At 34.4% G+C, this 15,735-nt stretch carries 15 protein-coding genes; 9 read left to right on the top strand and 6 right to left on the bottom strand.

Features of this window, described 5'->3' with window-relative positions; genetic code table 11:
* The first annotated feature begins 24 nt into the window (after window positions 1-24).
* Both RT250_RS08910 and rlmN read left to right on the top strand, forming a co-directional pair.
* Window positions 25-1,683, top strand: a complete 1,659-nt coding sequence (locus RT250_RS08910) for a T9SS type A sorting domain-containing protein (RefSeq protein ID WP_313114127.1) — start codon at window positions 25-27, stop codon at window positions 1,681-1,683.
* A gap of 85 nt (window positions 1,684-1,768) precedes the next feature.
* The gene (gene rlmN / locus RT250_RS08905) at window positions 1,769-2,809 is read left to right on the top strand and encodes a dual-specificity RNA methyltransferase RlmN (protein WP_313114126.1); all 1,041 of its coding nucleotides are present in this window, start codon (window positions 1,769-1,771) and stop codon (window positions 2,807-2,809) included.
* A 51-nt stretch (window positions 2,810-2,860) separates the two neighbouring features.
* Here the strand turns inward: rlmN and RT250_RS08900 are convergent, their stop codons facing one another.
* Window positions 2,861-3,673 (bottom strand): T9SS-dependent choice-of-anchor J family protein, encoded by an 813-nt coding sequence (locus RT250_RS08900; protein WP_313114123.1) that lies wholly within the window; start codon window positions 3,671-3,673, stop codon window positions 2,861-2,863.
* Window positions 3,674-3,960: 287 nt separating this feature from the next.
* On the opposite strand from RT250_RS08900, the gene RT250_RS08895 reads away from it, so the two are divergent.
* The 5 genes from RT250_RS08895 to dnaG all read left to right on the top strand — a co-directional run bounded on the left by RT250_RS08895 (window position 3,961) and on the right by dnaG (window position 9,840).
* The gene (locus RT250_RS08895; protein ID WP_313114121.1) at window positions 3,961-4,938 is read left to right on the top strand and encodes a polyprenyl synthetase family protein; all 978 of its coding nucleotides are present in this window, start codon (window positions 3,961-3,963) and stop codon (window positions 4,936-4,938) included.
* A 193-nt stretch (window positions 4,939-5,131) separates the two neighbouring features.
* Entirely contained in the window at window positions 5,132-5,698 is a 567-nt protein-coding gene (locus RT250_RS08890; RefSeq protein ID WP_313114119.1) for an RNA polymerase sigma factor, read from the top strand.
* A complete protein-coding gene (locus tag RT250_RS08885; protein WP_313114115.1) occupies window positions 5,685-6,464 on the top strand; it encodes a hypothetical protein in 780 nt (259 codons plus the stop codon). Before RT250_RS08890 ends, RT250_RS08885 begins: the two co-directional genes overlap by 14 nt.
* Window positions 6,465-6,623: 159 nt before the next feature.
* Window positions 6,624-7,700 carry a hypothetical protein gene (locus RT250_RS08880; RefSeq protein WP_313114114.1) on the top strand — a complete coding sequence of 359 codons (1,077 nt, stop codon included), beginning with the start codon at window positions 6,624-6,626 and terminating at the stop codon, window positions 7,698-7,700.
* A gap of 181 nt (window positions 7,701-7,881) precedes the next feature.
* A complete protein-coding gene (gene dnaG / locus RT250_RS08875; RefSeq protein WP_313114113.1) occupies window positions 7,882-9,840 on the top strand; it encodes a DNA primase in 1,959 nt (652 codons plus the stop codon).
* Between the two features lie 133 nt (window positions 9,841-9,973).
* Here the strand turns inward: dnaG and nadE are convergent, their stop codons facing one another.
* A complete protein-coding gene (gene nadE / locus RT250_RS08870) occupies window positions 9,974-10,762 on the bottom strand; it encodes an NAD(+) synthase (RefSeq protein ID WP_313114112.1) in 789 nt (262 codons plus the stop codon).
* 194 nt (window positions 10,763-10,956) lie between these two features.
* On the opposite strand from nadE, the gene gldB reads away from it, so the two are divergent.
* Window positions 10,957-11,913, top strand: a complete 957-nt coding sequence (gene gldB, locus RT250_RS08865; protein WP_494337398.1) for a gliding motility lipoprotein GldB — start codon at window positions 10,957-10,959, stop codon at window positions 11,911-11,913.
* Window positions 11,913-12,254, top strand: a complete 342-nt coding sequence (gene gldC, locus RT250_RS08860) for a gliding motility protein GldC (RefSeq protein ID WP_237608560.1) — start codon at window positions 11,913-11,915, stop codon at window positions 12,252-12,254. Before gldB ends, gldC begins: the two co-directional genes overlap by 1 nt.
* 22 nt (window positions 12,255-12,276) lie before the next feature.
* On the opposite strand, the gene RT250_RS08855 is transcribed toward gldC, so the two are convergent.
* From RT250_RS08855 to RT250_RS08840, 4 genes are all read right to left on the bottom strand, one after another.
* Window positions 12,277-13,158 carry a sterol desaturase family protein gene (locus RT250_RS08855; RefSeq protein ID WP_313114106.1) on the bottom strand — a complete coding sequence of 294 codons (882 nt, stop codon included), beginning with the start codon at window positions 13,156-13,158 and terminating at the stop codon, window positions 12,277-12,279.
* A 54-nt stretch (window positions 13,159-13,212) separates the two neighbouring features.
* Window positions 13,213-13,764 carry a transposase gene (locus RT250_RS08850; protein WP_313114104.1) on the bottom strand — a complete coding sequence of 184 codons (552 nt, stop codon included), beginning with the start codon at window positions 13,762-13,764 and terminating at the stop codon, window positions 13,213-13,215.
* A 413-nt stretch (window positions 13,765-14,177) separates the two neighbouring features.
* Window positions 14,178-14,996: a purine-nucleoside phosphorylase gene (locus tag RT250_RS08845; RefSeq protein ID WP_313114102.1), complete on the bottom strand. Its 819-nt coding sequence runs from the start codon at window positions 14,994-14,996 to the stop codon at window positions 14,178-14,180.
* Window positions 14,997-15,015: 19 nt separating this feature from the next.
* Window positions 15,016-15,708, bottom strand: coding sequence for a TIGR04282 family arsenosugar biosynthesis glycosyltransferase (locus tag RT250_RS08840; protein WP_313114100.1), 693 nt, complete (start codon window positions 15,706-15,708; stop codon window positions 15,016-15,018).
* Window positions 15,709-15,735 lie beyond the last annotated feature (27 nt).

Below are 15,735 nucleotides of genomic sequence, written 5' to 3'. Positions count from 1 at the left end.
ATTTAAGACTAACCGGATATTTGAATGAAAAAAACTACTCTTTTCATCATTCTTTGCTTTTCCTTTCTTTACGCCTTTTCTCAAGGGGATGGAGAACCGCTACCTGTTAGTTGGGGATTGAATATGGAATCCACACCCAATGTAGTGGAATTGCCTGCCATAGATTTAGAAACTATAATAAGAGAAGATCAGATAAACGATCGAGATAAAAGTATGCCTTGGCGATATGGTATTGAAATTCCAGTTAGATTGGATATGCAACATGATGGTCTTTGGACTGTATTACCTAATGGAGGGAAGATATGGCAAACCACGATACAGTCATCAGAAGCAGTAAATTTGAGCGTGAATTTCGATCAGTTTTATTTGCCTACTGGTTCTAGATTGCAACTTTTTAATGGTGAACATACCGATATTACTTCTACTTTTACTAGTAATCAAAATCGGGATGATGGCCGAATAGGCACTTGGTTTGTTGAAGGCGATGTGCTATGGATAGAATATTACCAACCCCCAAATGTAAAAGGCGAACCGGAACTACAACTAAGGAGTGTGATTCACGGGTACAGAATGACTGCGGTAGATAACATGATTAATAACTCGAGAGGAATAAATGAGTCTGGCGATTGTAATTACGATGTTAATTGTTCAGTTGGTAATGACTTCGATCAGAAAAAAGACTTATTAAAAAAATCTGTTGCCTTGCTAAACCTCGGGAATGGATTGTTATGTTCTTCTGCATTAATCAATAACACCCGAAACGATAAAACTCCTTATTTGCTTACTGCCAATCATTGTCTAGATAATAGCGACCCTTCCTTTTGGACTGTACGTTTCAATTGGGTAAGTCCAAACCCTGTGTGTGGAACTGGAGAAGACAGTAGCGATATACAAACAAACTTTACCATAAGTGGTGCAGAATTAAAAGCCAACAATAGCTTAAGCGACTTTGCTCTTGTAAAATTATACGATGATATTCCAAATTCATGGGATGTTGCATTTGCTGGTTGGGACAATTTGGACGCCGACCCATTGTTTGGAGTAGGGATACATCATCCACAGGGTGATATAATGAAGGTGTGTAGAGATGATTCTGGGGCTCAAAAAATTGATGCCAACGGAACTAAAGCATGGATTATTGGAGGTGGGTCTCAAGGATATGGAAATGGTTGGGAAATAGGAACTACAGAAAGCGGTTCTTCCGGTTCACCATTATTTAATGAGAACGGTAAAATTATTGGTCAGCTATACGCTGGGGAAGCAGCTTGTTTAGGGTTAGAAACTAATAATGGATATGATTTATATGGTAGATTTGGTGTGTCTTGGAATACCGGGACATCTGCTGAAAATAGATTAGTCGATTGGTTAGACCCTATTGAATCTGGACAAACAAGTATAGAAACACTACAAAACAATCTTAATGTACCTGATTTTGAAGATTTAGGGAAACTGTTAATCTATCCAAATCCTGCTAATACCACATTAACAGTTTTAAACAATCGCTATCCTAATTTAAGGTATCAGTTGTTTAATGTAATGGGACAAGAAATAAATTCTGGCTCACTATCAAATACAATGAATACAATAATAGTAGATAATATTTCGGAAGGTATTTATTTTCTGTATCTTGTAAACCAGGATAACAATGATTCAATAACAAAAAAAATTATTATAAAGCACTAACCTCCTCTAATTTCTATATAATCGAAAGTCTCTAATCCAAATCGGAAAAGAGGCTTTTTTGCTTTAAAAACCCTAATTTTGCAACATGAAAGAACAGAAGAAAGATATACGAGCTTTATCAAAAGAAGAACTTAGAGATTTCTTTGTTAGTATTGGCGACAAGGCTTTCCGTGGGACGCAGGTTTATGAATGGTTATGGAGTAAAGGAAGTCATAGTTTTGACGATATGACTAATCTTTCAAAAGAACTGCGAGCACATCTTAACGAGAATTTCGTTATAAATCACATTAAAGTTGATCACTTTCAGAAAAGTAGTGATGGAACTATAAAAAATGCCGTAAAGTTGTTTGACGACTTTGTGGTGGAATCTGTGTTGATACCCACTAAAAATAGAACTACTGCTTGTGTTTCTTCGCAAGTAGGGTGTAGTTTAGATTGTACATTTTGTGCAACCGCTAGGTTAAAGCGAATGAGAAATCTAAATCCAGATGAAATTTACGATCAAGTGGTTACTATAGATAGAGAAAGCAGGTTGTATCATAATAAGCCGCTTTCCAACATTGTTTTTATGGGAATGGGTGAACCGTTGATGAACTATAAAAACGTACTAGAGTCTATTGAAAAGATTACTAGTGACGAAGGTTTAGGGATGTCGCCTAAACGTATCACCGTTTCCACCTCTGGGGTGCCAAAAATGATTAAAAAACTAGCTGATGATGAAGTGAAATTCAACCTTGCTGTTTCTTTACATTCTGCAGTGCAAGAAACTAGAGAGCAAATTATGCCATTTGCTAAAAGCTTTACCTTAAAAGACCTTAGAGAGTCACTGGAGTATTGGTACAGTAAAACCAATCGCAAAATTACATACGAGTATATTGTGTGGAAAGACATAAATGATAAATGGGAAGACATTCAGGCATTAGTGACTTTTTGTAAGTATGTACCCTGTAAAGTAAATATTATAGAATACAATCCGATAGACGATGGTAACTTCCAACAGGCCTCATCAACTGTTATCGACGATTATATAGAAGCTTTAGAACACAACCACATCCCTGTAACAGTACGCCGAAGTAGAGGTAAAGATATTGATGCCGCTTGCGGACAATTGGCGAACAAACAGTAAATAAAAAGAGCGGCTTTAGGCCGCTCTTTTTAATATATGATAAACTGTAAATTAGTTTTTTATAATTTTAAATGACTTGCTAGCTCCATCGATAGATACAGTAGCGATGTAAATACCTGATTGTAATTCAGAAATATTTACAGACTCATTAGTGTTGTTTAATTTTTGAGAAACAACTTGCTGTCCTAACATATTGTATAGTGCAACGCTGTCCATTTGTGTATTTGCAGAAAGGGTTAAATGGTCGCTTGAAACAAAGTGTTTGAAACCCTTAAATGAATTGTCGTTTAAGCCTAAAGCCCCTGTGAGACTAACATCGTCAAAGTTAATGATGAATTGATCAGTTGAATCATGATGTCTGAAGGCTATATAAAGAGTAGTAGCTCCAGCTAGAGATGAAAGGTCAAGGGTTCTTGGTACAAATGTTCCTCTTGCCCAAGGATCATCACCAATGTTCTCAGAGAAACTTATAGTAACTGTAGGGTCAGTATTCATGAAATCTGCAATAGTGTTTCCTGTAGATACGTAAACTGTATAAGTTTCATTATAATAAGAGGTGTCTTGTGTGCCAACTAAAAAGCTTACTGAAAGTGATTCGTTCCCTGGAACAACGATTGCAGGGGAAATTGCATAATTGTTAGGGGTTAAGGGGGTGCCATCCCAGGATTGTGATGACAAATAAATTTCTTCGCCATTTTGAGAGACAGTGGGATCAAAAGGCATAAAATAATAACCATCACCGTCTTCATCTAGTAAAGTCCAGTCTGATATGTCTGCATCTTGAAAATCATCGAAAAAATAATTAGTCTGTGCTTTCATAACAAAGCAAAAAAATATTCCTACCAATAAAGTAATTTTTTTCATATTTTTAATTTTTAGGGGATTAAAAGTAATTTACCAAATCTATGACATAAGCCTGATATTTAATTAAACTTCGTACAGTTTAACAAATTTTTTAAAGGGTTTAAATAATATACTTTTTTGATGTAAATTTTATTTTTTATCAACTTTATAGCGATTTGTGTAAGTGCTTAAGAGAATGAGATTTCAAAAGATGTGTGAAATATTGGATATTTGCTTATTCCTTTGAAACATTCACGGCTAAATTCACTTGAAAATCATCACTCATTTTTAACTATCTTTGGAGCTTTATGAAGATAGTCTCACGCATAAAACTTCCGATTGAAAAAGAAATGGAGCTTTTCGAAAAAAAGTTCTCTCAATCTATGTCTTCAAAAGTTTCCCTACTCAACCGAATTACTCACTACGTAGTAAATCGAAAAGGGAAACAAATGCGACCGATGTTTGTTTTTCTTATCGCGAAAATGACTGGTCAGGGTAGTGTAAACGAACGTACTTATCGCGGAGCTTCTGTTATCGAACTTATACATACAGCAACTTTAGTGCACGACGATGTGGTGGACGACAGTAACCGCCGACGTGGGTTTTTCTCCATTAATGCCCTTTGGAAAAATAAAATTGCTGTACTGGTTGGGGACTATCTCCTCTCCAAAGGTTTGTTGCTTTCTATTGATAACAATGATTTCGATTTACTTAAAATTATATCTGTTGCTGTTCGTGAAATGAGCGAAGGCGAATTACTTCAAATTGAAAAAGCACGTAAACTCGATATCACTGAAGAAGTTTATTTTGAAATTATCCGACAAAAAACAGCGACTTTAATCGCCGCCTGTTGTGCAATGGGTGCTCGTTCGGTTATGGCTCCGGATGATGAGGTTGAGAAAATGCGAAAATTTGGAGAACTTATAGGAACCGCGTTTCAGATAAAAGATGATTTATTTGATTACGGAAATGAACGTATCGGAAAACCTACAGGGATAGATATTAAGGAACAGAAAATGACACTACCTTTAATATATGCATTAAATAATGCTTCTCCTAAGGATAAGAAATGGCTTATCAATTCGGTTAAAAATCACAATAAAGATAAAAAGCGTGTAAATGAAGTGATAGCTTATGTGAAGAACAACGGCGGACTTGAATATGCGGTTACCAAAATGAAAGATTATCAACAACAAGCTCTTCAACTATTAAATACTTACCCTAACTCTCCTTATAAGGAATCGCTTGAGCTGATGGTTAATTACGTTATTGACAGAAAGAAATAGTATTCCGTGTTCAGAAAACAGTAGCGTAACGGCTAAAATTCAAACTTCAGTCCCAATTAGGTACTGTAAACTAGAAACTTTTTAAGCTTCTTACTGTGCAATACACTGAAAACATTTTTTTTCATCCCTCAGGCAACTATTTCTTAAAAACCTGCGTCTATATAAATAGAAGCCCTTATCAGCGAAGCGTATTTTGAAAATTATCCCATTACATAAAAATTATTCAAAGTTAATTGCCAAAGCGGGCAATGGCGATCGCCGAGCTCAAAAAGAGATGTATGAAATGTTTGCCCCTAAAATGTTAGGCGTGTGCAGACAGTATTTAAAAAACATCGATTTGGCTGAGGAGGTAATGCTTACAGGTTTTTTTAAAGTCTTTACCCATTTAGGCAACTATAACAATGAAGGTAGTTTTGAAGGGTGGATTCGTAGAATTATGGTAAACGAAAGTATTTCGCAACTTCGAAAGGATAAAAAATTACACTTTGTTTCTGAACAGGAAATTGATAATACAACCCAACATTCAACGTATATCGAAACGGAGTTGGAAACTAATGAAATTCAGGAAATTATAGATAGTCTTCCTGATGGTTATAAAACTGTTTTTGTGCTTTACGCGGTTGAAGGATATAAACACGGGGAAATTGCAGAGTTATTGCAAATAAGCGAAAGCACATCTAAGTCACAGCTTTTTAAAGCTCGAAAAATACTTCAAGATTTAGTGAAACAACAAAACAACTTAAGTTATGGCGCCTTATAAATTAGAAGATAATATTCGTGAAAAGTTAGAGTCGAGGGAGTTAAAACCTTCTAAAAGAACTTGGGAGAAACTAGAAGCCAAGCTAGACGCAGAATCACCTAAAACGAAAACTGTATTGTGGTATTACATTGCCGCTAGCCTTATTGGTATACTTATTTTAAGCTCAGTTGTCTTTACTAGTACAATTGAAATTAATGATGAAATTACAACGGAAGGTGTAGATGAAAAATCAATTGATAACAAGGTAAATATCATTCCGAATACTCAAAATGCTGAAAGAATTGTTTCGACACAAAATAATTCAGACGTAATCAAACCTGAAGAAAAAAATGGTAAAGAAAAGTCGCAATCAAATTCAAGTTCAAATTTAATCAAGTCAAGCCCAAAATCACCTATGTCAACGGGTGCTAAAAAATCTGAAATTGATAAGAAAATTGATAAAACCAAAGTTCTTGCATATACTGAAAAAGAGAAGTCGTTTGAAGAAGAGCTTATCAATGCCAAGGTAGATGAGGTAATTGCATCTGTAAAGGAATTACAGCATAACAATAATGAGGTAAGTATAACTGAAGTTGAAGATCTGCTAAAAAAAGCACGCCGTGAAATTCAGACACAAAAAATTCTCAACGCTCCTAAAGTTGATGCAACGGCCTTACTCCAGGAAGTGGAATTGGAACTAGAGAAGAGTTTTCGCAATAAAGTTTTCGACGCTTTAGGCGAAGGTTTTATAAAAATTAGAACGGCAGTTATTGAAAGAAACGATTGAGTAAGTGATACCTCGAGCGCAGTCGAGAGGTTCTTGAAATTTTTAATTTTTTAATCAAATTTCAGTATTAAATATATAAAACTACCCCAACCATCGTCTACCATCCAAAGACTACCGACTAAAAAATATCATTCATCAATAATCAAAAATCGAACAATTATGAAATCATTAATCACAATTTCAACAGCCCTAACTATGTTTTTTCTTGCCAGTAATTATTCACACGCTCAGGAAAAACAAGTGGACTCACTAAGTGTCGTCGAAAAATTTTCTCGTGTTAAAGAACAGATAGTTCAACAGGAAAAGAATGCGTTAAAGATTGAGGTCGAAAATATTAATAAAAGTCTTGAAGCAGGAAATATCGTCCAAGCTGAGGCCGAAATCTTAAAAAATGCCGCGGCTAAAAAACACGCATTAAATATAGAAAATCGACTGTCTATTGTTGACAATAAAATGGAATTGTACAAGCGTAACGGGGAATCAGGAGAAAATGAAGATAAAGCCTACGTGGCTATCAGTTTTGGTAATGAAGATGCTAATAACACTCGGGTTTTTGGGGTTTCGGTTAAAAGTAAAGAAAAGAAAGTTGTTTATGACAGACGCACAACTTCAGATGGATATATAGCCGTTGGACTAAATAATGTTATAACTTCAGGAGAATCCTTGGAGGATTCAGATTTTAAAGTTGCTGGTAGTCGATTTGCCGAATTAGGGTGGACTTGGAAAACTCGTGTTTTCGACAATTCTAATTGGTTGCGAGTTAGGTATGGTCTAGCACTTCAGTTTAACGGACTTAAACCAACCGATAACAGAATTTTTGTAGATACAGGGGAGCAAACGGAACTTCAAACCTATCCGTTAAATTTAAAAAAGTCAAAATTTAGGATGGACAACCTAGTAATTCCAATTCATTTTGAATTTGGACCTTCAAAAAAGATTGAACACGACGATTATTTTCGATATGCAACTCGCAATCAGTTCAAATTTGGGATTGGAGGTTACGGAGGAATTAATTTAGGCGCTCGTCAAAAACTTAAATTTGAAAAAGATGGTGAAAATCAGAAACAAAAATTGAAAGCTAATTACAACACTAATAATTTTATTTATGGATTAAGTGCTTATATAGGTTGGGGAGCCACTTCAATTTATGCTAAATACGACCTTAATACCATCTTTAAAAATAACGTTGTGGATCAACACAATGTTTCATTGGGCCTAAGGCTTGATTTGGAGTAGCCAAAATCTCCTTTTTATTCGTTTGTTTATTAACCTGCAAGGTATCTCCCGTTTTTGCGAGGCTCCTTGTGGGTTTCTCTTTATTTTAACTGAAATAGTAAAGGCTTAGGTTTTTCATTCTTAATATCCCTATTTTTACAAATCCAAAATTGGTAACAACAAACTATTAATTCACCATAAATTGATAAGTAGAACTACTATAGATAATGTTTTTGAAGCTGCTCGAGTAGAGGAGGTAATTGGCGATTTTGTACAATTAAAAAAATCTGGTAGCAACTACAAAGGGCTTAGTCCGTTTACAGATGAGCGTTCACCAAGTTTTATGGTTAGTCCTGTTAAGCAAATTTGGAAAGATTTTAGTAGTGGAAAAGGTGGAAATGTGGTGTCATTTTTAATGGAACACGAACACTTTACCTATCCGGAGGCAATAAAATTTCTAGCTAAGAAATACGGAATTGAGATAGAAGAAACCGAGCAATCTAGCGAAGAGAAAGAACAAGCAAATGAACGCGAAAGTCTGTATTTAGTTAGTGAATTTGCTAAAACCTATTTTCATAACACCTTATTAAAAACTGAGGAAGGTAAAGCCATCGGACTTTCTTACTTTAAGGAGCGCGGATTTACTGATGAAACGATTAAGAAATTTGAATTAGGTTACTCACCAGATTCCTGGGAAGCATTTACCAGTCACGCAATTAAAAAAGGCTACAAACTTGAGTTCCTTGAGAAAACAGGCTTATCCATAGTAAAAGGTGAAAAACAATTCGATCGCTTTAAGGGAAGGGTGATGTTTCCAATTTTGAGTATGAGCGGGCGTACTCTTGGTTTTGGAGGACGTATTCTAACTTCAGATAAAAAAGCAGCAAAATATCTCAACTCTCCTGAAAGTGATATTTACCATAAGAGTAAAGTTCTTTATGGAATTTTCAATGCAAAGCAAAGCATATCAAAAGAAGATAATTGCTACTTAGTAGAAGGATACACCGATGTAATTCAATTTCATCAAACAGGTATCCACAATGTTGTTTCATCCTCTGGAACTGCCTTAACGCCAGAGCAAATTAGATTAATTAATAGGCTTACCAAAAACATTACGGTTCTATTTGATGGTGATGCGGCAGGACTTCGCGCGTCTTTACGAGGGATAGATTTGATTTTGGAGCAAGGAATGAATGTGAAAATCTGTACTTTTCCAGAAGGAGAGGATCCAGATAGCTTTTCACGGAAAAATTCTCTGGAAGACTTAAGCCTTTACTTGGAAGAAAACTCTAAGGATTTTATCACTTTTAAAGCTTCATTACTAGCAAAAGAAGCTAAAAACGACCCGATTAAAAAATCTGAAACCATACACGATATGGTTAACAGCATTGCTAAAATTCCAGATGTCATAAAACGCGAAATTTATATTAAAGAGTGTTCGCGTATTATGGATATTTCGGAAGAGGTGCTGTTTAATACCTTAGCACAATTACTTCGAAAAGATAAACAGGATTCATCAAAAAGAGTTGATGTAAAGAAAGAAACGTTTCAAGTAGTCTCCTCTGAGAAAAAAGCCAAGAAAATAGATGTTCAATATGAATTGGAGCAAAAAATTATCCAACTTCTTCTACTGTATGGTAATGTTGAAGAAGATTTTGAAGATTTAATTCTTGAAGCTGATGAAAAAGGAGAAATTTCTTTAAAACCTGAAATCCATAAAGCTCGGGTGTATGAAAAAATTTATCTTGACTTACAGGATGACGAAATTGAATTTACAAATCCTGAGTTTAAAAAGATATATTATGAGGTAGTAAATCGTTTTAATCAAAACCCTGAAGCCAAGGCAGAAACTTTTATTAACGATTTAGAGCCAGAACTTGCAACCGCTGTAACGCACGTGTTGATGGAAGAAGAACGCTATGAGCTTCACAATTGGGAGCGAATGGAGATCTATGTGAAGGGAAAAGAAAAAACCATTGCCCAAATTGTTAGTGAGACCATCTTAAATTTACGACGTCATTTAGTTTCTCAAAAGATAAATGACTTATCAGAAATGATGAAGGATAATGACAACCCTGAAAAAGAGTCAAGTTTACAGGAAATCGTGGATTACCTAACCCTTAAAAAAGTGCTTTCAAATAAGCTGAATAGGGTAATGTAAGCACATTTAATTTATTGATTTCATTTCCAAATACAATTCAAGTTTTGAGAATCAGTAAATTGATATAATGTAGTTGAATATATAGTGTCTTCTGATTATTTCTATGAATCTCGAATGCTATATTAAAAAAACTTTAGAGTAATTCTTTTGGAATTTCACAAACTGGAATTGGAACCATTTTATGTTTGTTGGCACGATTTAATCGCGTGTAAATTTCGAATACAGTTTTTTCTCTTCCGTTAAAATCGGCACTAGATTTTCCTGCCTCTTCCATTTTCATTGCCCATTCCAATTCATCATAACTTGCACCTAGTTGGTCTTCGTCGGATCTGCTATCGCCAAACAAACCATCGGTAGGGGCGGCTTTCATTATAGAATCTGGAATATTTAAAACTTCACCAAGCTTGTAAACTTCACTCTTCATCAAATCTGCAATGGGGCTTAAATCTACACCACCATCACCGTATTTAGTGTAAAATCCTACACCAAAATCTTCAATTTTATTTCCCGTGCCAGCAACTAAATAACGATGTAAGCCTGCAAAGTAGTAAAGCGTGGTCATTCTTAACCTCGCTCTAGTGTTTGCTAGGGATAGATCGAGGAAACTATCATCTTCAGTTTGGGGAACTTCTTTTTTAAATTTTTCAAATACTGAAGTTAGATTTACCTCGGTATTTCTAACATTTGAATATTTATCTTTTAAAAACTGTATGTGTTCTCGACCACGACTCACTTGATTTGGAGCCTGATGAATAGGTAATTCTACACAAAGGGTCGGCAAACCTGTTTTTGCACATAAGGTTGAAACAACGGCAGAATCAATTCCACCACTTATACCTAATACAAAACCATCAGTTTTTGAATTTACAGCATAGTCTTTTAGCCAATTTACGATATATTCGATTACTTTCTCGGTTTGCATTTTCTCGATATTTATAAATTTTTATTGATTTAAGGTCTATTTATTTCCATAGCAGAGATGTTACTACATAAAACTTTTAAACCCTAAACTTTTAAACTCATTCAACAATAAGGTACCTTTGCACGTCAAAAAGTTGATAAAGATAAAATTAATTAAAATCAATGGCGTTAACCAATAGAAACATTTTTAATTCTATGCGATATATTTTTCTACTTCTTTTTGGAGTTCTTTTGTTTTCGTGTAATAGCGACAGTAAGATAGAAAAGGAAATTCAACAAATCCCAATGGATGTACAAATTGTACGTTTCGACAAGGAGTTTGCCGATGCCTCGCCTGCCGATTTACCAGTTTTAAAGCAGCATTTTCCTGAGTTTTTTCCAGTACAATATCACGATAGCATTTGGGTGCAAAAATTAACAGATACCCTTCAAAATCAATTGGAAGATGAGGTTTTTAAGATTTTTCCAGAAGCTCAAGCTATAGAAGACGATATCATTCCGCTTTTTCAGCATATAAAATATTATTTCCCACAATTTTCGGCTCCCTTGGTGGTTACAGTAACTTCTGATGTAGACTACAGAAATAAAGTTATTCTTGCCGATAGCATGTTAGTTCTTGCACTAGACAATTATTTAGGTAGCGAGCACGAGTTTTATGGAGGGATTGATAATTATATTAAAAAGGAAATGAAGCCTTCACAACTTATTCAGGATGTAGCTGAAGTTTATTCAAGAGAATATATTAAGCCACCAACTAATGCTACATTCTTAGGACAAATTATTTACTATGGAAAAATGCAGTATCTAAAAGATGTATGGCTTCCAAAAACTTCAGATGCTGATAAAATGGGGTATTCTGAAGAAGAAATACAATGGTCTGAGGAAAATGAACTCTATATGTGGCGCTATTTTGTAGAAAATGAATTGCTGTATAGTACCGATCAAAGACTAGGTGCACGATTTATTAATCCGGCTCCTTTTTCTAAGTTTTATTTAGAAATAGATAATGACTCTCCAGGAATGTTAGGACGATATATCGGCTGGCAAATAGTGCGTGCATTTATGGATAATAATGATACAACTGTTCAGCAATTAATGATTACCGATGCTGACGAGATATTTAATAATTCAAAATACAAACCAAAGAAATAATGGCTGTAAAACACAAATCTGAAATAAGACTAAACGTTGGTTTAGACGAAAATAAAATTCCTGAAACTATACATTGGACAGCCGAAGACGGCGGCATTACCAATGAAGAATCCAAAGCTGTAATGTTATCGGTTTGGGATCATAAAAACAAAGAGTCTTTGCGTATTGACCTTTGGACAAAAGAGATGCCAATGGATGAGATGAAAATTTTCTTCCACCAAACGTTAACTGCAATGGCTGATACTTTTCAACGTGCTACCAACGATGACAAAATGAGCGATACAATGCGTGACTTCTGCGATTATTTTGCAGAAAAATTAGAGCTTAAGAAAACAAAATAAGATTTGGTTTATAAAGCAAACCTTACTTCGTTTTTGCAGGGTATATGGTTTGCTTTATAAAATCTTTTGGGAATTCTTCATCTCCATCAAAACCTAGTTCAATATCTCTACCATCGTGGGGTACGTGACTAGTTTTAAATAGGTAATCCCACAAGCTTAAACTGATTCCAAAATTTACTCCGTATTGGTGATTTTTAGGCAGTTCTTTTGCGTGATGCCAAATGTGCATTTTTGGATTGTTGAAAATATATTTTAACACACCGTAATCCCAACCCAAATTTGCGTGGTTTAAATGCCCAATAGTAAGCGCAGAAAAATGTACAATGGCTACAGATTGTACATCAAACCCACCAATTACTGCTAGAGGAATATACAGTAAAGACTTATATACTATGGGTTCCATCCAATGATATCGCAGATGTCCAGCAAATCCCATTTCTTTTATTGAATGGTGTACTTTATGAAAATTCCAAAGAAATGGAGAGTAATGAAGTAAACGATGTGTATTCCACTGTACAAAATCTGTAATTAAAAAGAATACAAGCAGGCCGAGTCCGAATGGGAGTGCATTTAAATCTAGAAGCTGAAAATCTGAAATCTTTACCCCTATTAAACTCAGTATATCATTAAAAATCTCAGCGGTTGCATTTGAAAGAAAAATAAGAACAATCAGATTTAATAAGAAAAAGTTGAAGAACATATAGAATGTATCCATCCAAAAATCTTTTCTAAAAATTTTCTGGTCTTTTCTCCAAGGAAAAAGTAGCTCTAACGACCAAACAATAAGGGAGACAAGAATAAGTCCGTAGAAGTAGTTTTCCCAGTGAAAATGAGTGATTTCCTGCCACAAATAGTTAAAGTATCCGTAGTAAGAATTCTTGAAAATTTCTATGTATTTCTCCATTGTTTATCTACTAAAGCTTACAGTTTTCTAAAGCGAAAAAGGTTTGAAATTGGATTATTCTATTATAAAATCTAAATTTTCGTTTATTGGTTTTCTTTGTCTGTGTATAAGTTTGAAATTTTCAATATCATTGAAAAAATCAATTACCTCTGTTCTTTTTAAAGCTGTTGGTTTTGGGGAGATTATTGAATTATATGAGCTGAATTTATAATTTTCAAAATTATCAATAATTCTGTGGTTTTCAGGATTTAAATGGATGTATAATATTAATTGCTTTAAATATTTTTCTTCAGAAATTCTTATTCTTTTAAATGGTCGTTGAAATAAACTCCCAACTCTTTCATATTTTTTATTGAATGCTTTTGAATATGCATTAAACATATTTGAAAAAGCTTGAGATGGTTTTTCTGCGTTTTCTTTAATTTGAATTAGTAAGTGAAAATGGTTTTTGAGAAGGCAATAGCAATAGATATCTGCAATAGGAACAATGTGTTTTCTAACTAATTTTAAAAAATAATAATAGTTTTCATCTTCTTTAAAAATATCTTGTTTATTATTCCCGCGATTGAAGATGTGATAGAAATATGTTTCTTCTAAAAAATCCATATTTTACGTGTTGAAACCTGACAGGTCTAGATTGTGAAATACAATTTACTGTTGAACTTATTAAATTAATTAATTATATCGGGTTCTGTATTAGATGCAAACCCAATAAGTTTTATATGTTTAAACCTTACAGGTTTTTAAAACCTGTAAGGTTTGGTGTTTGAATTAAATTTTTTTATTGAGTTTGCTAAATTTAGTTATTATGTAAGATTTTGTTTTGGCTGCAAATTCAAAATATTTTGGATGTTTAGACCTGTCAGGTTTTTGAAACCTGACAGGTCTGGATTGTGATATACAACATTTTGTTGAACTCACTAAATTAAGTAATTATATTGGTTCCTGTATTGGATGTGAATTCAACATGTTTTGCGTGTTTGAATCTAACAGGTCTCGAATAGGTATCGCAAAATAGCTTACAACTGCTTAATTAATTCAGTGAATAATGTTATCATATCTGGTTCTGCTTTGTTGGCAGCAGCAATGATATCTGGAATATCTACTGGTTTTAGGTTGTCTGGATCACATTCGTCTGTTAAGACAGAAATTGCCGAAACTGGAAGTTGTAAATGATTAGCCACAATTATTTCTGGCACAGTACTCATTCCAACGGCATCGGCGCCAATAATTTTTAAATACCGATACTCTGCTCGGGTTTCAAGTTGCGGACCTACAACACTTGCGTAAACGCCCTTGTGAAGCGTTATGTTGTTGTCTGTAGCAACTTGTTCAATAATTTTATTCATTTCTGCATTATACGGGGCGCTCATATCTACGAAACGTTCGCCCATTTTTTCTACACCTCTAAAGGCTAAAGGAGAATCACCTTGTAAATTAATGTGATCGTCTATGAGCATTATTTCACCTTTCTTGAAGTTTAGGTTAATTGCTCCCGCTGCATTGCTTACCAAAAGGCGCTTAATTCCTAAAAGATGCATAACTCTTACAGGGAATGTTACATCTCGAAGTGAATAGCCTTCATAAACATGAAATCTACCTTGCATTACCACGATTTTTTTCCCTTCTAGTATGCCGTAAATTAATTTTCCCTTGTGAAACTCTACAGTTGCAGTAGGGAAGTTAGGAATGTGATTATAACTAACTTCGGTAATTATATCAATTTTCTCAACTATTTTCCCGAGACCAGTACCTAGTATAATCCCTATTTCTGGTTTTTCAAATCCGCGATTTTGAAGGTATTCTGCGGCTTCTTTTATAAATTTTGATACGCTCATATCGTTATTTTTTTATTGTTTAAATAAAATTATTATCTAAATGAGGTGGTAAAAATCGCTGAAACGCTTCTACTTCTTTTATGTCCTCATAGTAATCAATATCATTTTTTTCATCTAATAAGGTGTACTTAAATTGTCTTAAATCGTTTAAGGTCGATTTCAAAACACTATCAGTACCCCAAACTTTATTTTCAAAAACTTTGGTGTTGAGTTGTTTCATTCCTAATAGATAATAGCCACCATCAGAGGCAGGACCAATAACATAGGATGATGTTTGTAGTGATACAAAAGCTGTTTCTAAATCTTGAGTATCTATGTCATACATATCGCTTCCAATAATAATTGCGCTTTCATAACCCATTGAAAATATATCTGAAAACGCATTTTTCATCCGCTCTCCTAATTCATTTCCAGATTGCAATTTTTTTCTAAAGATATCTGGAGTCCATAAATCGTTACGTTGAATGTTTTCTGAATAAAAAACGTATTTATCTACATTTAAGTTTTCAGTAATTTCGGCAGTGTGCTTTAAAAGAAACTTATAGACTTTCAAAGCATTTTCATCGCCAATTGTTTTAGCTAAGCGGGTTTTTACCCTTCCCAATTCTGGATTTCGGGTGAAAATAAGCAAAGCGCTTTTAGAAGTAGGAAAGTGATAATCGGCAGCCATGCTATTGGCGTCGTCTGAAGTATTTGGGTTAATTATTGCCATTTGTTAGTCGTCAAAATAGTTTTCTTA

Source organism: Aequorivita sediminis, from assembly GCF_032080575.2.
GTDB classification, from domain to species: domain Bacteria; phylum Bacteroidota; class Bacteroidia; order Flavobacteriales; family Flavobacteriaceae; genus Aequorivita; species Aequorivita sediminis.
The sequence above is the reverse complement of the archived record's forward strand: the minus strand, read 5'-3'. Positions and strand labels throughout refer to the sequence as shown.